This window comes from Leisingera daeponensis, assembly GCF_019801465.1.
In the GTDB taxonomy this organism is placed as follows: Bacteria; Pseudomonadota; Alphaproteobacteria; order Rhodobacterales; family Rhodobacteraceae; genus Leisingera; species Leisingera daeponensis_A.
Map to the genome: position 1 here is coordinate 44,621 of NZ_JAHVJA010000012.1, position 18,790 is coordinate 63,410.

Below are 18,790 nucleotides of genomic sequence, written 5' to 3' on the forward strand. Positions count from 1 at the left end.
GCGGTCCTTTGCATGAAAACGCCGGGCTAGGGGCCCGGCGCTTCTGATAATGGGGTTTGGCTGGCGATTCCAGAGGGCAGCGGGTCAGAGTTTCTTGTCTGCAATCCGCAGCTGGCGCGCGCGGGACAGAATCGCATCCTCAACCGCGCGGGTGGTGCTGGCGCTGACCGGACCGCCTTTGGACTGCAGTGCCACATTCAAGGAGCGCGCATCCAGCGCAGGATCCTTGATGTGGATGGTGGCGCGGTAAGAGCGGCCGCCGCCGGGCGGGGTGCCATAGCCGGTCACGATGACGCCGGTAAAGGGATCGACCGACTGCACGGGCAGGAAGCTCAGCACGTCCAGGCTGGCCGTCCAGAGATAGCGGTTAACCTGCACGGTTTGGTCCGGCTTGGCGTTCAGGAAGTCAAAGACGGAGGACTTGGTCGCTTCGCCCTGGATCTCTTCCTTATGGCTTGTTGTGCGCGCAGTGCTTGACGGCGCCTTGCCGCCCCGGCCGCCGCAGGCCGCAAGGCTAAGGCAGATCGCGCCGATCACTGTTACCTGCAGGGTCTTTCCGTATTTCATAACCGCTCCCGGAGCCATTTTCTGCGCGAACACCTAACGCAAGCCGCGCAGGCGGAGCAAGGGCTTTGGCTTCTATGACTCTGCTCCTGTGGGGCATTTCCGGGCTGACAGGCCTGTTGGCGGGCCGGCCGGGGCGGTTCCAGGCGCCTCGAAGGGGCGGACTGTGGCAAAGCTGCACCATCCGGAACTGCATCGTTTCACCTGTCTTTCCCAAGTCTTGCCAAAACGGGGGTGAAAGAGCGAAACCCCTTGGCATACCCACGCCGGATTCCCCGGTTTGGGCTGAGGAATAGAAAACCGAGGGAAAAACTATGAAAAAGGTTCTCTTCGCGACCACCGCGCTGATCGCCACCGCAGGCATGGCCGCGGCAGAAGTCAAGATCTCCGGCTACGGCCGCTTTGGTCTGGACTGGAACGAAGCCAACGAAACCAATCCGGGCGTTTCCGAAACCAACATCACCAGCCGTTTCCGTCTGACCTTTGATGTGGCGACCGAAACCGACGGCGGCGTGACCGTTGGTGGTCGTATCCGCGCTCAGGCTCGCAGCCGTGACGGCGCACCGGGCGTGGCCGGCTGGTCCGCACCGCAGTTCCACGTCGCATACGGCGGTCTGCGTGTGAACGTTGGCAACATCTGGGGCGCGATCGACTCCGCACCGGGCCTGTACCTGAACACCACCTCGGTTGGCACCGGCATCGACGGCATGGGCTTCAACTCCCTGGCCACCGGCAACGGCTTTGACTGGGATACCTTCACCTCCGCAGGCGCTGGCCGCAACGGTGTTGAAGCGATCTACTCCGCTGGCGGCTTCACCGGCCACCTGTCCTACTCGCAGTCCAACGGCGGCGTTGTCCCGGGTTCCGCGCAGGGCCTGGAGCGCACCGCAATCATGCTGAGCTACTCCTTCGGTGACTACTTCGTGACCGGTGCATACCAGGACGAAGAAAACGGCCGTACCATCGTGAAAAACGGTGCAACCCTGAGCGCCGGTGACGACCTGATGTTCTTCGCTGCAGGCGCAGACTTCGGTCAGTTCGGTGCAACCCTGTCCTACGCTCAGACCGAAGAAGCTGATGCTGTGACCCTGGCAGGCGAAGCCGAAATCGGCGCAGCCTCGACCATCGTTGCTTGGGTGAACTCCACCGACATCGACACCGGTGTGACCGCGGCGACCCAGACCCGTCTGGACGGCACCGCGTTCGGCATCAACTACGAGTACGACCTGGGCGGCGGCGTGACCTTCGTTGCTGGCTATGTGAACACCGCAGCAGCCACCAACGAAAACTCCGTTCAGGCAGGTCTGCACTTCAGCTTCTAAGCTGAAGCACGCCTAGCGTGACTTTCGGGGCGGGTTCCTTCGGGGGCCCGCCCTTTTCTTTTGCCCCTTAACATTTCCCGGCAAACAGTGTTTTTTGCGGCCAAACAGAGATGAGGCCGGACCCATGCCGCTTGAAGAGATCAAAACCAGGATTGCCAAGGCCGAGAGCAAAGCCGGCCGCGAGCCGGGCAGCGTGCAGCTGATAGCGGTGTCAAAGGTGCAGCCGGACGAACGGGTTGAGGCAGTGCTGAAAGAAGGCCACCGGTGCTATGGCGAAAACAAGGTTCAGGAAGCGGCCGGCAAATGGCCGGGATTCGCTGAGCGGTTTGACGGCATCGACCTGCATTTGATTGGCCCGCTGCAAACCAACAAGGCGCGCCAGGCGATGGAGCTGTTTGACAGCATTCACTCGGTTGACCGTCCCAAACTGGCCAATACAATTGCCCGGCTGGCGCAGGAAATCGGGAAATGCCCGGAGCTGTATGTGCAGGTGAACACCGGCGAGGAAGCGCAGAAGGCGGGTGTGATGCCTGCTGATGCTGATGGTTTCATTGCCGAATGCCGCAAGCTGGACCTGCCGGTCAAGGGCCTGATGTGCATCCCGCCGGTGGATGAGGAGCCAAGCCTTCATTTCGCGCTGCTGGCAAAGATCGCGGAGCGGAACGGCTTGCAGGGACTGTCCATGGGGATGAGCGGCGATTTCGAGAAAGCCATTGCCCTGGGCGCGACGCACGTCCGGGTCGGTTCCGCGATATTCGGTGCGCGAACCTACTGAAGCACAATCTTCTGCGAATAAATCTGCCGGGAGGTCTTGGACTTTCCTGTGCGCCGGCGCCTACCGGCCAGGCACGATAACCCGGGTGCCGGGCTGCACCCGGGCTGCAATCCAATGCAGGTCGGCGCGTGAGAAGGCGATACAGCCTTCGGTCGGATAGCCCGGCCGCCGCCATTGGTGCAGGAAGATTGCAGATCCTTTGCCCGGCGCGGCTACCGGCCAGTTCCAGTCAGTGATGAGCACCAGGTCATACAACGGGTCCGCCCGGCGCAGCTTTTCATGGCTGAAAGGGTAGGGAGCCCGAACATGCTGATTATATCTGTGGTGGCTTTCATCATCCGACCACAGATCTCCTGGTCCGATGGGCTCAGCCCAGGGCGCAGGGCGGGGCAGGCGGTCCGGCCGGTAGAGCATGCCTGCAATCCGGTGAATGCCGACCGGAGTTGCTCCATCGCCTTCACGCTTGCTGCTTGACAGTCCGCCTTTGCCGATGGAGCAGGGCAGCAGGCGCCCCATAAACCGGACACCGGCCGGGGTCAGGACCAGGTCCGAAGGAGACATTACAGCATGTGTCCGGACTTGCGGGCTTTGGTTGCCAGATAATGCCGGTTGTGCGTGTTTTCGCCCACTTTCAAAGGCACCCTTTCGGCCACCTGTATGCCGGTTTTTTCCATCATGGCAATCTTGTTCGGGTTGTTGGTCAGCAGCCGCACCTGCGAGAAGCCCATCTTCTGCAAGATCGCTGCCCCCAGACGGAAATCACGCTCGTCGTCTTCAAACCCCAAGCGGTGGTTGGCCTGGACGGTGTCAAAGCCCTGGTCCTGCAGGGAATACGCCCGCATCTTGTTGGCCAGACCAATGCCGCGGCCTTCCTGGTTCAGATACAGCAGAACGCCGGCGCCTTCCGCTCCCATCTGCGCCAGGGCGCCTTGCAGCTGTGGGCCGCAGTCGCATTTGAGAGAGCCCAGAACGTCTCCGGTGAAACAGGCCGAATGCAGCCGCGCCAGCACCGGAAGGGACCGGTCAGGCCGGCCTATTTCCACTGCGTAATGTTCTTCGGCCCCATCTTCGGGACGGAAGATATGGAGACGCCCGGCTTCCGCGGCTGTCATCGGCAACCGCGCTGCGGCAACCGGGTGCAGCGGCGAGCTTTCGCTCAGCAACGGAGCAGCGGCGGCACGCGAAACGGTTGTCAGACCGTGGCTGGCGGCGAATTCGGCGGGGCTGTTCAGCGGGACCAGCGCTGCGGCGGGCAGCAAGCGGGCGGACTTTGCCAATGCAATGGCGAGCCTGTGCAATTCGGCGCTGCCGCCCCGCTGGCTTGCCAGCGGACCTTTCATCGGCGTGTTCAGATCATCCGCCGGATCCGCCAGGGCCTGGATCCAGGATAATCCTTCGGTTTCGGGGACGCACACGCGCGCGGTGTCCTCGTCATACACCCGCGCTTTCAGTGTTTCCGCGCGCCGCGCCGTCAGACCCAGCGACAATGGCCCCAACGACCGCATGTCTGACAGGCGGAGTTCCGTAAGCGCCTCCACGGCAATTGCCAGCGCGGCATCTTTGCCGTCTGTCAGCACTACCGGCAGGCCCATGCGCAGATCGACCCGGGCGCGGGCCAGAAGTTCGATCATGGTGGGCATCAGGCTCATGCAGTGCATCCGGTGTTATTTTGTAACAGAAGCTCGCTGTCTTTACGCCTAAATGCAATGGATGTGAAACATTTTCCATGCCAAGGACACGTCGGCGTGAGAGTTTTGCAGCAAATCTTGCCGCGGGCGCAAGGGATGCGCATGTGTGGTCAGAGAACAGGAGGGCGAGCTGATGGCGCAACTGAAGAAGATTCTGCTGGTTGATGACGATGAGGACCTGCGCGAGGCCTTGAGTGAACAGCTGGTGATGACCGAAGATTTCGACGTGTTCGAGGCAGAGAACGGTCAAACCGCGATGGAGCGCGCCAAGGAGGCTCTGTACGACCTGATAATTCTGGATGTGGGCCTGCCCGATACTGACGGGCGCGAACTGTGCCGCCTGATGCGAAAACAGGGGGTGAAGGCGCCGATCCTGATGCTGACCGGTCACGACACCGATGCGGATACGATTCTGGGACTGGATGCGGGGGCGAATGATTATGTCTCCAAGCCCTTCAAGTTCCCGGTGCTCCTGGCCCGCATCCGCGCTCAGCTGCGCCAGCACGAGCAATCAGAGGACGCTGTTTTTGCGCTTGGCCCCTATACCTTCAAGCCGTCGATGAAGCTCCTGATCACCGAGGATGAGCGCAAGATCCGGCTCACCGAGAAGGAAACCAATATTCTGAAATTCCTGTACCGCTCCAGTGACGGCGTGGTGCCGCGTGATGTGCTGTTGCACGAGGTCTGGGGGTATAACGCTGGCGTCACCACACATACGCTGGAAACCCATATTTACCGGCTGCGGCAGAAGATCGAACCGGACCCGTCGAACGCGCGCCTGCTGGTGACGGAATCGGGCGGATACCGCCTGGTCGCGTGAAGCGGCGGGGACCGGGGCCGAAACAAAGATGAGTGTCAGGCCCGTTTTCAGTGAAACCCAATCCCGCGCATATCCGGGTCACGATATGCACCTCCCTGTTGGACCTGGCCGGGCTTAGCGCCCGGCCATTTTTCTTCCGGCCGCCTGCTGCCGCAGTGCAAATCCACTCTGGCCCTTCCTGGCTCGGACAGGCAGTATCGCCGCCGAACCCGGACTTCAAAAAGAGACGCGCGATGCCGTTTACACTTGCCACCTGGAACATCAATTCTGTCCGTTTGCGCGAACCGATCGTGCAGAAGCTTCTGCAGGAGGAAGGGCCTGATGTTCTCTGCCTTCAGGAATGCAAGAGTCCGGTGGAGAAAATTCCGATGGAGGGGTTCGCAGCGCTGGGTTACTCGCACATGATCGCCCGCGGCCAGAAGGGCTATAACGGGGTGGCGATTCTGTCCCGACTGCCGATCGAAGATGTTGGCGACAAGGATTTTGCCGGTCTCGGCCATGCCCGCCATGTGGCGGGGCGGCTGGAAAACGGGGTGGTTATCCACAATTTCTATGTGCCTGCGGGCGGCGACGTGCCGGACCGGGAGCTGAACGAGAAATTCGGCCAGAAGCTGGATTACCTGACGGACATGCGCGACTGGTTCCACGCGGACAAGCCTGAAAAATCCATTCTGGTTGGCGATCTCAATATCGCGCCGCGTGAAGATGATGTCTGGGACCACAAGAAGCTGCTGAAAGTTGTCAGCCATACACCGGTTGAGGTGGAGCATTTCGCCGACGTGATGGAAGCGGGCAATTGGTCGGACGTGACCCGCAACGACATAACGGACGGCCGCCTCTACAGCTGGTGGAGCTACAGAGCCAGAGATTGGGACGCGGCCGACAAGGGGCGCCGCCTTGACCACGTGTGGGCAACACCGGACATTCGGAATGCGGCCCACTCCAGCCGGATCCTGCGAGATGCGCGCGGATGGGAAAAACCCAGCGACCATGCGCCGGTGTTCGCAACTTTCGACCTTTAACGGCAAGCACGGTACCCCGCCCGTTTCAAGCCGTCTGCCGGACGATGGCATGGTCAGGATCTGCTGACGGGCGCAGGCCCGGTCCGCGCAGCCAGATTCCTGATCAAACGGCCAGGGCATCCGCGGCAGCACCGGCTCCGGCTGGGAGCGCTCCGGGGGCTGGCGGCCGCGCCCAAGCGCACCGAGGGTCTTCATCGGCTGCTCAAACGCTTCAAAGAGATCGAACCGGCCGAGGATCTTTGGCAAACTCCTCTCTTGGTTTCCGGCGCACAGGATTCCATATAGGAGGCAAGTTCCAACCGGAGAACAAACTGATGACCGAAATTCTTGGCAATGCCGCCCCGGCGGATGACCTGATCAAAGACGTAACCGAAGCAACTTTCATGCAGGACGTCGTGGACGCGTCCATGCAGGCTCCGGTGATCGTGGATTTCTGGGCGCCATGGTGCGGCCCTTGCAAGACTCTCGGCCCGATGCTGGAGGCTGCCGTTACCAGAGCCAAGGGCGCGGCCACAATGGCCAAGATCAATGTGGACGAAAACCAGCGCCTGGCACAGGCACTGGCGCAGCAGGGCTTGCCGCTGCAATCGATCCCGACCGTTGTGGCCTTTGTCCAGGGCCGTCCCATCGACATGTTCCAAGGCGCATTGCCGGCGTCCGAGATCGATGCCTTCGTGAAAAAGGTGATCGAAGCGGCTGGCGGTACTGCTGATGGCGGTCTTGGAGAAGCGCTGGAAGCGGCGGAGCAGATGCTGGCCGAGGGCGCGGTTGCCGACGCAGCGCAGACCTTTGCCGCTGTCCTCGGCGAAGATGACAAGAATGCTGCTGCCTATGGCGGTCTGGCGCGCGCCCATATCGCCTTGGGGGACCTGGATCAGGCCGAGGCGGTTCTGAACGGCGCTCCTGCGGAAATCTCCACTGCAGCCGAAATCGAAGCTGCTCATGCACAGATTGCCCTGGCGCGCCAGGCGGAGAATGCCGGTCCGGTGGCGGAGCTGCGCGCGGCGGTTGAGGCTAGCCCGGATGACCTGCAGGCCCGTTTCGACCTGGCCCAGGCGCTGCATGCAGCGGGAGATGCAGAGGCAGCGGTGAGTGAGCTGCTGGAGCTGTTCCGCCGTGACCGGGAGTGGAACGACGGGGCGGCAAAGACGCAGCTGTTCACCATCTTTGACGCGCTGAAACCCAACGACCCGGTGGTCCTGAACGGCCGCCGGAAACTCAGCTCGATGATATTTGCCTAAGACCGGGGCAGCACTACACTCTGTCCCATGATCCAGCCTGCCGATCTGCCGGACACGATCGCTGTGTTTCCCTTGCCCGGGGCGCTGTTGCTGCCCCGGTCGCGCCTGCCGCTGCACATCTTCGAGCCGCGGTATCTGCAAATGCTTGAGGACACGCTGAAAACGCGCCAGCGCCTGATCGGCATGGTGCAGCCCTGCCCGGCTCCGCATGGCAATGGCGAGGACCTTCACAGCATTGGCTGCGCCGGGCGCGTCACCCAGTTTTCCGAAACCGAGGACGGTCGCTACCTGATTACGCTGTCAGGTGTCTCCCGGTTCCGAATTACACGCGAAGCCAATGGTTTCACGCCCTACCGGCGGTGCGATGTCAGCTGGGCCGGGTTCGACAGGGATCTGGGCCGCTGCGAAGCGGATGAAACCTTGGACCGCCCATCCTTTCTGGATCTGCTGGAGCGTTTCTTTGCCTCCCGGAGCCTCTCGACCGACTGGGACGCGCTGAAAGAGGCGGATGATGAGCTGCTGATCAACTCACTGGCGATGCTTCTGGAATTCGACCCCGAGGACAAACAGGCCTTGCTTGAGGCGCCCTGCCTTGCCACAAGGCGGGAAACGCTTGTCACTTTGATCGAGTTTGCCCTGCGCGGCGGCTCTCAGGAGGAAACCCTGCAATGACCGAGACACAGGCGCCAGCCTTTGACCGGCGGATGCTGGAAGCACTGGTCTGCCCGCTGACCCAGACAGTTCTGGAATATGATGCGCAGGAACAGGAGCTTATTTCGCGCGCCGCCAACCTTGCCTTCCCGATCCGCAACGGTATTCCGGTGATGCTGGTGGATGAAGCGCGCGAGCTGGACTGATCCGGCCAGCGGCATTTTTTCCCTCTAAATTGCCTGCCCTTTCAGCAGCCGCGGCAGGTCGCCGGTCAGCCCCGCCGCCTCGCGCACAAAACCGCGGCGCAGGCCGGGCACGGCGCCCGCTAGGCCCATGCCGATATCCCGGCCCAGGCGCAGCAGCGGGTTGTCGTTGGAAAACAGCCGGTTGAACACGTCAGTCGCCGCCGCCAGCGAGGCGGTGTCAAACCGGCGCCATTGCTGGTAGCGCTGCATCACCAGCGGCGAGCCGATGTCTTCGCCGCGCCGGGTGGCTTCGGTGATCACTTCAGCCAACGCTCCGACATCGCGCAGGCCGGCGTTCAGGCCCTGACCTGCAATCGGATGCATCCCGTGCGCCGCATCGCCGATCAGCGCCATCCGCTCGCCGATGAAACTGTTGGCGATCGTCAGGTTCAGCGGGTATGTAAAGCGTTTCCCGGCCAGGGAAATCTCCCCCAGGAAGTCGCCGAACCGCGGACGAAGCGCCTGAATGTACTTCGCATCTTCCAGCGCGTGAATGGCCTTGGCAATCTCGGTCCGCTCGCTCCACACGATCGACGACCGGTTGCCCGGCAGCGGCAGGATTGCCAGCGGCCCGGGCGGCATGAAGAATTGGTGGGCAATGCCGTGATGGGGCTTATCGTGCTCGATGGCGCAGACCAGCGCGGTTTGACCGTAATCCCAGCCGGTGCGCTTGATGCCGGCCCGCTGCGCGGTGCCGCTGCGGCGCCCGTCTGAACCGACCAGGATCTGGCCGCGCAGCTCCCCGCCATCGTCCAGCGCGACGGTCACGCCGGTCTGATCGGGGGCTTGCGCCACCACGGTGCGCCCGGGTACCCAGGTGATGCGCGGCTGGTCTTCCATCGCCTGCAGAAAGGCGCGGCGCAGGAAGCGGTCCTCGACCATGAACCCCATTGGGCCTTCTTCCAGCTCGGCATGGTCGAAATGGATGAAGAACGGCGACGCCCCGTGGCCCGCATGGCCGTCCGTCACCTTGATCTCCAGCATGGGTTGCGCATCGTTGCAGACATGCTGCCAGACGCCAGTCTGCTGCAGCAGCCGCTGCGAGGCGAGTGCCAGCGCATATCCGCGGCCGTCGAACCCCTCATCAGCCAGTTTGTCAGGGGTCAGCGAGTCGACCACGGTGACGCTGTGGCCGGTCTGTGCCAGGGCCAGGGCCAGCGCCGGACCGTTCAGCCCGCCGCCCACGATCAGGATATCGGACGCATTTTTCATGCCCTGCAATATGCGCCTGCTGGCGGGATTGTCCATGCAGGAAGCGCGGGATTGTGCCTGCGTCCTGCTGCCGCTACCGTCACCAGCAACTGCTTACGGAGAGAGGGCTTATGCAAGACTGGCTGACGATGACCGCCGCCGACCTGGGACGCGGGATTGAGGCGGGTGAAATCGGCCCGATGGCGCTGACCCGCTGCTATCTGAACGCCATAGATGCGCATCCCCTGAAAGACCGCATCTACACGCAGGTTACTTACGAGCGGGCGCTGGCGGAGGCGGAAGCGGCGCAGCAGCGTGCCGGGCTCGGGCTGAGACGTTCGCTGCTGGACGGGGTTCCGATCAGCTGGAAGGACCTCTTCGACAGCGCAGGCACCGCGACAGAATCCGGCTCTGACCTGCTCAAGGGGCGGGTGCCGGATCAGGACGCTGCTGTGCTGCGCAATGCGACCCTGATGGGCATGGTCTGCCTCGGAAAAACGCACATGAGCGAGCTGGCATTCTCCGGCCTCGGCTTTAACCCGGTCAAGGAGACGCCACCTTGCGTGAACGATCTGGAGGCCGCGCCGGGCGGGTCCTCCTCCGGCGCGGCCGCCTCGGTGGCATTTGGCCTGGCGGCTGGCGGCATCGGCTCTGATACAGGCGGTTCGGTGCGCATCCCGTCATCCTGGAACGATCTTGTCGGCCTCAAGACAACATCCGGCCGGATCACGCTGGAGGGTGTGGTGCCCTTGTGCCTGAGGTTTGACACCATTGGCCCGCTGGCCAGATCGGTGGAGGACGCAGGACTGCTCCTAGGGGTGCTGGAAGGGGCCGCGGGACCGGATCTGTGCAATCCGGCCAGCCTCAAGGGCCGCAGGTTCGCGGATCTGCAAAATGTTGCGCAGGAAGACCTTGACCCCAAAGTTGCCGCCGCTCACCGGGAAACGCTGGACAGGCTGAAGGCCGCAGGGGCGGAGATCGTGCCGCTGGAGGTACCCGCGCTCGGCGAGGCTATGGGCCTCAGCCCGATACTCTACACCACCGAAGCCTATGGCCTGTGGAAAGACGTGATCGAAGCCTCTCCGCAGCTGATGTATGCTGAAATTCTGGAACGCTTCCGCACCGGCGCGCAGTTCAGCGGGCCTGACTATGTTGCGGCCTGGGCCAAGCTGGAGCAATGCAGGAAGGCTTGGGATCAGGCCGTGGCCGGGTTTGACGCGGTGCTGAGCCCGGTTTCGCCGATCCTGCCGCCGAATCTGGAACGGCTGCAAAACGATCATGATTACTACGTTCAGTCCAACCTTCTGGCCCTGCGCAACACGCGGATCGGTAACCTGATGGGGCTGTGCGCGCTGTCGTTGCCCACGGGTACGCCCAGCTGCGGTCTGCAGGTTCTTGGGCAGCCAGACTGCGAGGAGGCCCTCCTGCGCACCGGCGCCGCGATCGAAGCTGCCTTGGCGTGAAAGCCACATTCGGCCCATCGGGCCACTCACCGGGTGGACGCATCCGCCCGCCATCTGTAACTTGAGGCGCAAACGGGGCGCCAATGATCCCGTGACTGAGGCATAAGACATGGATTTTCCTGAGCGGTTTTCGAACCTGCCGGCCTATGCGTTTCCGCGCCTGAGAGCGCTGCTGGACCATCACACCCCTGGCGGGGATGTGGTGCATATGACCATTGGCGAACCGAAACATGCATTTCCGGCCTGGGTCACTGACATCATTGCGGAAAATGCCGCCGGGTTTAATCAGTACCCGAACAACGATGGCACGCCTGAATTACGCGGCGCCATTTCGGATTGGATCAGCCGCCGCTATGGGGTGACCACAGACCCCGAGACTCAGATCATGGCGCTGAACGGCACCCGTGAGGGGCTGTATAACGCTGCGATGGCGCTCTGTCCGGAGCAGAAGAACGGCCAAAAGCCCGTGGTTCTGATCCCAAACCCCTTCTACCAGGTCTACATGGTGGCAACGATTTCCGTCGGTGCAGAGCCTGTTTTTGTGCCCGCGACCGCGGCCACAAGCCACCTGCCGGATTACGGAAGCCTGTCCGAAGACGTGCTGAACCGCACCGCCGTGGCCTATATCTGCTCGCCTGCGAACCCGCAGGGCGCGGTGGCTTCGCGTGACTACTGGACCCGGCTGATCCAGCTGGCCGAGAAGTATGACTTCCGGATCTTCGCGGACGAATGTTACTCCGAGATCTACCGCGGCTCTGCACCGGTCGGCGCGCTGACAGTCGCGCAGGAACTGGGTGCTAATCCCGAAAGAGTGGTGCTGTTCAATTCGCTTTCGAAACGGTCGAATCTGCCGGGGCTGCGCTCCGGGCTGATTGCGGGCGGGCCGGAGACCATCAAGCGGGTTAAGCAGCTGCGTGCCTATTCCGGCGCCCCCTTGCCCGCTCCGCTGCAGGCCGCTGCGGCCAGGGTCTGGGCGGATGAAGCGCATGTGGCGGAGAACCGCGCGCTTTATCAGAAGAAATACACAATCGCCGATGAGGTCTTTGATGGCCTGAACGGCTACATGGCGCCCGAAGCGGGCTTTTTCCTTTGGCTTCCGGTGGAGAATGGCGAGCAGGCCGCGCTGAAGCTGTGGAAGAAAACCGGGGTCCGGGTGCTGCCCGGCGCTTATCTGGCGCAAGGCGCGCCCGGCCAGAACCCGGGCGAGACATACATCCGGGTGGCGCTGGTCGCCCCGGCTGAAGACACCCGCGAGGCGTTGAGCACGCTGCGCGGCTGCCTTTACTGAATTCTGCTGAGCGGCCCTTGGCTGGGGCCGCGCAGCCAAAACCAAGAACGGACAGGCCCATGACCCTGCGGTGAACAGCGGGGCAGGGGCAATTGAAACGGAACTGAGGTAGGCATGGCATTTCAAACCCGCAGCCGCGATCCGCTGCTTGACAGCAACATGCAGGCGGCCATTGAAAAGCGCGGCAAGGAACTGATCGGAATTGCCCTGATCCTGGTAGGGCTGATGGTTGCCGCCATGCTCGGCTCCTACACGCCGGAGGACCCGAATTGGACAGTGTCGACCGACGCGCCGGTGCAGAACTGGCTGGGCCGTCCGGGCGCCTCCGTCTCCTTCATCCTGATCACCCTGTTCGGCAAGGCCAGCTGGGCTTTGCCGCTGTTCCTGTCGGCCTGGGGCCTGCGGTTCGTGCTGCACCGGGGCGAGGACCGGGTGGTCTGGCCGCTGCTTCTGTCGGTACCGTGGCTGCTGGTGGTGGCGCTGCACATGGAAACCCTGAATGCCAGCTCTGCCTGGCAGCAGAACTATGACTTCGGTCTCGGCGGCATGGTGGGCTACACCTTCCTGGGTGCATTGCTGGCGCTGCTGCCGGTGGGCCTGCACTTCATGGTCAAGATCATGTCGCTGCTCAGCGCTGCCGGCATGCTGGCGCTGGGATGCGTGGTGCTGGGCTTCACCTGGCCCGAGGTGAAAAAGGGCCTGCGTAAGGTCATGATCGGCCTCATCCTGGGGTATGGAGCGGCCGCTGCCCTGCTGGGCCGGGGGGCGTCCAGCGGTTTGCAGGCCGCGATGACATACCGCCGGGAGCGGGCTGAACGGGTGGAGGCTGCCGGAGAGGGCGCCTATGTCCAGTCTGATGCGGATCCGGAGATGTTCGAGGATTATCCCGAAGATGTTTATGGCGAAGACACCGGCCAGCAAGTGCCCGAAGCTCCGGTCAAGGCCAGCCTGCTTTCGCGTGTGCCCGGCCTGATCCGCCGGGCCGCGCCTGCCGCGCCGGCGCCCGAAGACGCTTATGCGGCTGAAACGCATTATGCGGACGATCAGGACACCTTCGGAGACATGGAGGGGGGCGAAGACCGTATCTCCAAGAAGATCGCCAATGCGGTGAGAATCCGCCGTGCGGCTGACACGCCGCCGGAACTGGACCCGAACCTGCCGTTGACCAAGGGCCGCGGCCAGCGCCCGGCCCCGCTGATTTTCAACCCTGCAGCCGGTCAGGGCAGCCTGCCGGCTGAACCGCCGCTGACCGCTGCGAAAACGGTGATGCCGGAAACGGCGGAAGCGCCGCCGTTGACCTGGCAGGCGCCGCAAGAAGACAGCTTTGCACCGGAGAACCGGGATGGCTTCATGCAACATGACGACGATACCGGGGAGCTGGATGCCGGGTATCAAATGCTGACTCCGGACCATGTTCCGGCTGAAGACCTTCCCGATGCGGCCGCGCCGCTCCAAGCCCCGCCGCAATCGGCGAAAGCGCCCGGCCCGCGGCTGACTGTTGACCTGCCGGTAGCGGAGCCGCGCAAAGCCGTGGTGGAGAAACCGGCGCGTAAGCCGGTGCAGCCCTCGGCGCGTGCCAAAGCTGAAGCCCAGCCCAATCTGGCATTTGACGACAGCGGCAGCGATTTCGAACTGCCGCCGCTGAGCCTGCTGACCAATCCGGTCAGCATCGAACGTCATCACCTGAGCGACGAGGCGCTGGAAGAAAACGCCCGTATGCTGGAAACGGTTTTGGACGACTACGGCGTGAAGGGTGAGATCGTCTCGGTCCGCCCGGGTCCAGTTGTTACCATGTATGAGCTGGAGCCTGCCCCGGGCCTCAAGGCCTCCCGCGTGATCGGTCTGGCCGATGACATCGCCCGATCCATGTCGGCGCTGTCGGCCCGGGTTTCCACCGTGCCGGGACGCACCGTGATCGGTATCGAACTGCCGAACGAGAAGCGCGAGAAGGTGGTTCTGCGCGAAATCCTGTCGTCGCGCGATTTCGGCGACGGCAACCACGCGCTGCCGCTGGCGCTGGGCAAGGACATCGGCGGCGACGCCATGGTCGCGAACCTGGCCAAGATGCCCCACCTATTGATCGCCGGCACCACGGGTTCGGGTAAATCGGTGGCGATCAACACCATGATCCTGTCACTGCTCTATAAGCTGACGCCGGATGAATGCCGCCTGATCATGATCGACCCCAAGATGCTGGAACTGTCCGTCTATGACGGCATCCCGCACCTGCTGTCACCCGTTGTGACCGACCCGAAAAAGGCCGTTGTCGCCCTGAAATGGGTGGTGGGCGAGATGGAGGACCGCTACCGCAAGATGTCCAAGATGGGCGTGCGCAACATCGCGGGCTACAACGGCCGGGTGAAGGAAGCGCTGGCCAAGGGCGAAATGTTCTCACGCACAGTGCAGACCGGGTTCGATGACGACACAGGCGAACCGGTGTTCGAGACTGAAGAGTTCGAACCCAAGGCGCTGCCCTACATTGTCGTCATCGTCGATGAGATGGCCGACCTGATGATGGTCGCAGGCAAGGAGATCGAGGCTTGCATCCAGCGCCTGGCACAGATGGCGCGGGCCTCGGGCATTCACCTGATCATGGCAACCCAGCGCCCGTCGGTCGATGTGATCACCGGCACCATCAAGGCCAACTTCCCGACCCGGATTTCCTTCCAGGTGACTTCCAAGGTCGACAGCCGCACCATCCTGGGCGAGATGGGCGCCGAACAGCTCTTGGGCATGGGCGACATGCTGTACATGGCAGGGGGCGCCAAGATCACCCGCTGCCACGGCCCGTTCTGCTCGGACGAAGAGGTCGAGGAGGTGGTCAACCACCTCAAGCAATTCGGCCCGCCGGATTACGTCGGCAGTGTGCTGGATGGTCCGGATGAGGACAAGGCCGACAATATCGACGCTGTGCTGGGGCTGAACACCGGTGGCAACACCAATGGCGAGGATGCTCTGTATGACCAGGCTGTTGCCATCGTGATCAAGGACCGCAAGTGCTCGACCTCCTACATCCAGCGCAAGCTGGCGATTGGCTACAACAAGGCGGCGCGGCTGGTGGAGCAGATGGAGGAAGAGGGCGTCGTCTCCGCCGCCAACCACGTTGGCAAGCGGGAAATTCTGGTTCCAGAGCAATAACCTGACGGATTTCTGCCGATGCCGGGGCCATAAAGGCCCCGGCATCTTCACTTCTGCAGCAGCGCACCTATGTTGAACGCATGAAACGGATTGCACTTGCGCTTGCGCTGACCTTCATCGCCCCCGCAGCCTGGGCGGCAGAGAAACTGAGCCTCAATGAGATTTCCCGCTACCTGAACGGGATTTCCACGGCTTCGTCGCCGTTTACGCAGATCAACGACGACGGCAGCCTGTCCACAGGCAAGTTGTATATGCACCGGCCCGGCCGGATGCGGTTCGAGTATGACGGCAAGGGCGGCGGCACGGTGGTGGCCGGCGGCGGGGCTGTGGTGATCCACGATCCGAAATCCAATCAGCCGCCCGAGACCTATCCGTTGAAGCGGACGCCGCTGTCGATCATCCTCGACCGCAAGGTGGACCTGGGCCGTGCCAATATGGTGGTGGGGCATAGTTTCGACGGCACGTCCACAATCGTGCGGGCGCAGGATCCTGAAAACCCGGACTATGGCAGCATCGAGATGATGTTCACCGGCAGCCCGGTGGAACTGCGCAAATGGGTGATCCATGACAGTTCGGGCGGCAAGACGACCGTCATTCTCGGGGCGATGGAAACCGGGGTGAAGCTGTCCTCCAGCCTGTTCACCACCAGCGGCCGTTCCCGCTGACCAGGCCGCCGCCGCTCATTCCGCGCGGCGGCGGATGAACGGCATTGCTTCGTCGAAAAACTCCTGGAAACCGGGGTGCCCGCCAACCATGCCGTGGTTGTTGCCGGGCAGCTCGACAAAGCTGGCACCGGGAATCAGCCGGGCCGCCAGCTGCCCTTCGGATACTGGCACCGCACGGTCGCCGCGGCAGTGCAGTACCAGGGCGGGAACTTTGACGTTCTCTGCGTAGGCCGTGGCGTCGATCTTCGCATTCATCTCCATGATTTGCAGCGCGTTCGCGGTGTTGGTGGACAGCCGCTGCAGCTCGTCAAAGGAGTTTCCTTCCTCGGCAGTGGCATCTGGGATGTACGTGGTGGTGAAGAAATGCCGGTAGATGGAATCGGGGGATCCCCAGCCGTCCCGGATCATGTTGTAGCCGATCTGATAAAAGCGATCTGCCTCCGGGTCGCCTCGCCGCAGCCGCCCGCGAACGTAACCGCCCAGCAGTACCAGGCATTTCACCCGCTCCGGGTGCATGGCGGCAAACCGCATGGAAAATGCTGCCCCCTGGCTGATGCCGAACAGGGCGAACCGGTCAAGCCCGGCTGCGTCCGCAACAGCAATCATGTCATCGATCATCCGGTCTTCGGATATTTCCGCCACGTCCCAGTCTGACAGCCCGTTGCCCCGCTGGTCAAAGCGGGTGAGGCTGCAGTTGCCCGCAAACTCCGCTAGAAATTGCCCCCACACCGGGCTTTGCCATTCGTATTCGATGTGGTTGATTCAGTTCGGCGCCTTCAAAACCGGCGGACCGTTTCCAATTGTCGTGTAGGCCAGATGGGTGCCGTCCGGGGAGGTGCAGTATTTAACCCTTTGCTGCAGTGCGGCTGCCGGCGGCTCACGCTCGGGGCGGGCATCAGGCACCCATTGCCAGACCCGCACCGGGCGGGAGATGTTCTTCACCCGCTGGGACCCCATATCCCGGAAGCTTTCTCCAAGCCGGCCCGCCACGGTCTCATGCACGATACCGGAAATGCAGATGCCGCCAGGTTCCGCGAGGCCTTCCAGGCGGGCCGCAACGTTGACACCGTCTCCAAAGATATCCGCCCCGTCAAAGACCACGTCGCCGATGTTGATGCCCACGCGGTACCGGATACGGGTCTTCTCGGGCGTGTCCGTTTCGCGATCCGCCATCGCTTTCTGAATTCCAAGCGCACAGCGCACGGCATCATGGGCGGAGGCAAATTCCACCAGCATGCCATCCCCGGTGGTTTTCACGGTATGGCCGCGGTTGTCTGCGATTTGCGGGTCGATCAGGTCGCGGCGGTGACGCTTCTGGCGGGTCAGAACACCTTCCTCATCAGCTTCCATCAGCCGCGAATAGCCGGCCATGTCGGCGACCAGAATGGCGGCAAGCCTGCGTTCCATGAGCTGTGTCCTCCCCCCTGAATGCTAGGGGGAAGGAGGCCGAAATCCAGTTGCCGGCAGGATCAGCGGAACTTGCGGCAGGTGGCCAGCTGTGCCTGATATGCCTGGGCGCGCGCTTCAACCTGGCCTGCGACTCGCATCAGCCAGGCCTTGGACCGGTAGCTGCCGCGGGAATAGCCGGTGTGGCCCTCGTGATAGGCGAGGTACTGGTTGCGCGCATCATAAAGCGGGATGCCGTTCTTCTCGAGGCTCTTGCGCATGTACCAGCCCATGAAGTCCGCAGCATCGCTGATCCGGTCGCGCTTGGCGCGGCGGCGTCCGGTGTCGCGGCGGTAGTCGTCCCAGGTGCCGTCCAGCGCCTGGCTGTATCCGTAGGCACTGGATTGCCGCCCAACCGGGATTACCCCCAGAAGGTACTGGTGGGGTGTGCGGGCATCGCCGCGAAACCTGCTTTCGTGATAGATTGTCGCCATCTGCACGTGCACCGGCACACCCCAGCGGCGCTGGGTTGCGCGGAAGGCCTTCAGGTATTCCGGCCGCTGCTGGATTATGCTGCAGGCATTATCCAAATTGCGCGGCGGCGCTTTGTGCCCGCCTCCGCAGGACGCAACCGCCATGAGGAGAACGAGGGCGCTTATGAGTCTGCTCATTGCCTCTGCCCATTTTTTGTTTTGGGTATGTTTTGCGGCAAGTTTAGCGGATTGCAGCAGACGAGGAAATCATAATTCAAGAAACGCTTTCAGCCGCAGTTGCGGGAATTCTCCAATTGCCGGTGGAAAACTGCCGCCGGAATTCTGTGCAGGGCGCGAAAGCCGCGGCCGCCTCGGCGGTCTGCCGGTTTTCACGCCGCCAGGGCGGCGGTTCCGGGCACTGTCAAAGCGAGTTCCACAGTTTGTTTCCCCGAAAATTTGCCTCAACAGTTGGACAATTCCCCGGCGCGCGCGCTATTTAGGTAGCACGGGGGCAACATGACCATGATGAGAACACGCGCAAAATACAATCTCGGGCAGGTCGTCCGCCACCGGAAGCATCCCTTCCGCGGCGTCGTCTTTGATGTCGATCCGGAATTCTCGAATACCGAAGAATGGTATGAGGCAATCCCGGAAGACAGCCGTCCCGTCAAGGATCAGCCGTTCTACCACCTGCTGGCGGAGAACGACCAAAGCTATTATGTGGCTTACGTTTCCGAACAGAACCTGGTCGCGGACTACTCGGGGGAGCCGGTCGGTCATCCCGATGTGCCTGAGATGTTTGGGAATTTCGACGGCGGCGCTTATGCGCTGCACTATCAGCTGAACTGATTTCCGCAC

At 62.6% G+C, this 18,790-nt stretch carries 19 protein-coding genes; 12 read left to right on the forward strand and 7 right to left on the reverse strand.

From position 1 onward, the window contains the following. Positions 1-84: 84 nt before the first annotated feature. The gene (locus tag KUV26_RS19440; RefSeq protein WP_222503799.1) at positions 85-567 is read right to left on the reverse strand and encodes a DUF3576 domain-containing protein; all 483 of its coding nucleotides are present in this window, start codon (positions 565-567) and stop codon (positions 85-87) included. 311 nt (positions 568-878) lie between these two features. Here KUV26_RS19440 and KUV26_RS19445 point away from each other — a divergent pair, with 311 nt between their 5' ends. Both KUV26_RS19445 and KUV26_RS19450 read left to right on the forward strand, forming a co-directional pair. After that, complete coding sequence (locus KUV26_RS19445; protein ID WP_222509634.1) at positions 879-1,886, forward strand: porin; 1,008 nt, start codon at positions 879-881, stop codon at positions 1,884-1,886. A 124-nt stretch (positions 1,887-2,010) separates the two neighbouring features. Further along, positions 2,011-2,661, forward strand: coding sequence for a YggS family pyridoxal phosphate-dependent enzyme (locus KUV26_RS19450; RefSeq protein ID WP_222509635.1), 651 nt, complete (start codon positions 2,011-2,013; stop codon positions 2,659-2,661). A 60-nt stretch (positions 2,662-2,721) separates the two neighbouring features. Here KUV26_RS19450 and KUV26_RS19455 read toward each other — a convergent pair whose 3' ends face one another. Next, on the reverse strand, positions 2,722-3,222 hold the full coding sequence (locus KUV26_RS19455; protein ID WP_222509636.1) for a L,D-transpeptidase: 501 nt from the start codon (positions 3,220-3,222) through the stop codon (positions 2,722-2,724). Then, the gene (ribA, locus tag KUV26_RS19460) at positions 3,222-4,310 is read right to left on the reverse strand and encodes a GTP cyclohydrolase II (RefSeq protein ID WP_222509637.1); all 1,089 of its coding nucleotides are present in this window, start codon (positions 4,308-4,310) and stop codon (positions 3,222-3,224) included. Before ribA ends, KUV26_RS19455 begins: the two co-directional genes overlap by 1 nt. A gap of 172 nt (positions 4,311-4,482) precedes the next feature. Between ribA and KUV26_RS19465 the strand changes: the two genes are divergently transcribed. The 5 genes from KUV26_RS19465 to KUV26_RS19485 all read left to right on the forward strand — a co-directional run bounded on the left by KUV26_RS19465 (position 4,483) and on the right by KUV26_RS19485 (position 8,289). After that, entirely contained in the window at positions 4,483-5,169 is a 687-nt protein-coding gene (locus tag KUV26_RS19465) for a response regulator transcription factor (protein WP_222476556.1), read from the forward strand. Positions 5,170-5,402: 233 nt separating this feature from the next. Further along, positions 5,403-6,191 (forward strand): exodeoxyribonuclease III, encoded by a 789-nt coding sequence (locus KUV26_RS19470; RefSeq protein WP_222503804.1) that lies wholly within the window; start codon positions 5,403-5,405, stop codon positions 6,189-6,191. Positions 6,192-6,505: 314 nt separating this feature from the next. Then, positions 6,506-7,432, forward strand: a complete 927-nt coding sequence (locus KUV26_RS19475; protein WP_222503805.1) for a tetratricopeptide repeat protein — start codon at positions 6,506-6,508, stop codon at positions 7,430-7,432. Between the two features lie 27 nt (positions 7,433-7,459). After that, positions 7,460-8,104 carry an LON peptidase substrate-binding domain-containing protein gene (locus KUV26_RS19480; protein ID WP_222503806.1) on the forward strand — a complete coding sequence of 215 codons (645 nt, stop codon included), beginning with the start codon at positions 7,460-7,462 and terminating at the stop codon, positions 8,102-8,104. Further along, positions 8,101-8,289 carry a Trm112 family protein gene (locus KUV26_RS19485; RefSeq protein WP_222503807.1) on the forward strand — a complete coding sequence of 63 codons (189 nt, stop codon included), beginning with the start codon at positions 8,101-8,103 and terminating at the stop codon, positions 8,287-8,289. The genes KUV26_RS19480 and KUV26_RS19485 overlap by 4 nt, the downstream gene beginning before the upstream one ends. Positions 8,290-8,313: 24 nt before the next feature. Here KUV26_RS19485 and KUV26_RS19490 read toward each other — a convergent pair whose 3' ends face one another. Then, positions 8,314-9,540: an FAD-dependent monooxygenase gene (locus KUV26_RS19490; RefSeq protein WP_222503808.1), complete on the reverse strand. Its 1,227-nt coding sequence runs from the start codon at positions 9,538-9,540 to the stop codon at positions 8,314-8,316. 110 nt (positions 9,541-9,650) lie between these two features. On the opposite strand from KUV26_RS19490, the gene KUV26_RS19495 reads away from it, so the two are divergent. The 4 genes from KUV26_RS19495 to KUV26_RS19510 all read left to right on the forward strand — a co-directional run bounded on the left by KUV26_RS19495 (position 9,651) and on the right by KUV26_RS19510 (position 16,073). Further along, positions 9,651-10,982, forward strand: coding sequence for an amidase (locus KUV26_RS19495; protein WP_222509638.1), 1,332 nt, complete (start codon positions 9,651-9,653; stop codon positions 10,980-10,982). A gap of 109 nt (positions 10,983-11,091) precedes the next feature. Continuing rightward, positions 11,092-12,270 (forward strand): aminotransferase class I/II-fold pyridoxal phosphate-dependent enzyme, encoded by a 1,179-nt coding sequence (locus KUV26_RS19500; RefSeq protein WP_222509639.1) that lies wholly within the window; start codon positions 11,092-11,094, stop codon positions 12,268-12,270. A gap of 114 nt (positions 12,271-12,384) precedes the next feature. Next, positions 12,385-15,408 (forward strand): DNA translocase FtsK, encoded by a 3,024-nt coding sequence (locus KUV26_RS19505; RefSeq protein WP_222509640.1) that lies wholly within the window; start codon positions 12,385-12,387, stop codon positions 15,406-15,408. A gap of 80 nt (positions 15,409-15,488) precedes the next feature. Beyond that, positions 15,489-16,073 (forward strand): LolA family protein, encoded by a 585-nt coding sequence (locus KUV26_RS19510; RefSeq protein ID WP_222503812.1) that lies wholly within the window; start codon positions 15,489-15,491, stop codon positions 16,071-16,073. 15 nt (positions 16,074-16,088) lie between these two features. Here KUV26_RS19510 and KUV26_RS19515 read toward each other — a convergent pair whose 3' ends face one another. The 3 genes from KUV26_RS19515 to KUV26_RS19525 form a co-directional block, all read right to left on the reverse strand. Continuing rightward, on the reverse strand, positions 16,089-16,802 hold the full coding sequence (locus KUV26_RS19515) for an alpha/beta fold hydrolase (RefSeq protein WP_222509641.1): 714 nt from the start codon (positions 16,800-16,802) through the stop codon (positions 16,089-16,091). Between the two features lie 33 nt (positions 16,803-16,835). After that, positions 16,836-17,480 carry an adenylate/guanylate cyclase domain-containing protein gene (locus KUV26_RS19520; protein WP_222509642.1) on the reverse strand — a complete coding sequence of 215 codons (645 nt, stop codon included), beginning with the start codon at positions 17,478-17,480 and terminating at the stop codon, positions 16,836-16,838. Between the two features lie 62 nt (positions 17,481-17,542). After that, positions 17,543-18,130 (reverse strand): lytic transglycosylase, encoded by a 588-nt coding sequence (locus KUV26_RS19525; protein ID WP_222503814.1) that lies wholly within the window; start codon positions 18,128-18,130, stop codon positions 17,543-17,545. A gap of 324 nt (positions 18,131-18,454) precedes the next feature. Here KUV26_RS19525 and hspQ point away from each other — a divergent pair, with 324 nt between their 5' ends. Continuing rightward, complete coding sequence (gene hspQ, locus KUV26_RS19530) at positions 18,455-18,781, forward strand: heat shock protein HspQ (protein WP_039147423.1); 327 nt, start codon at positions 18,455-18,457, stop codon at positions 18,779-18,781. Positions 18,782-18,790 lie beyond the last annotated feature (9 nt).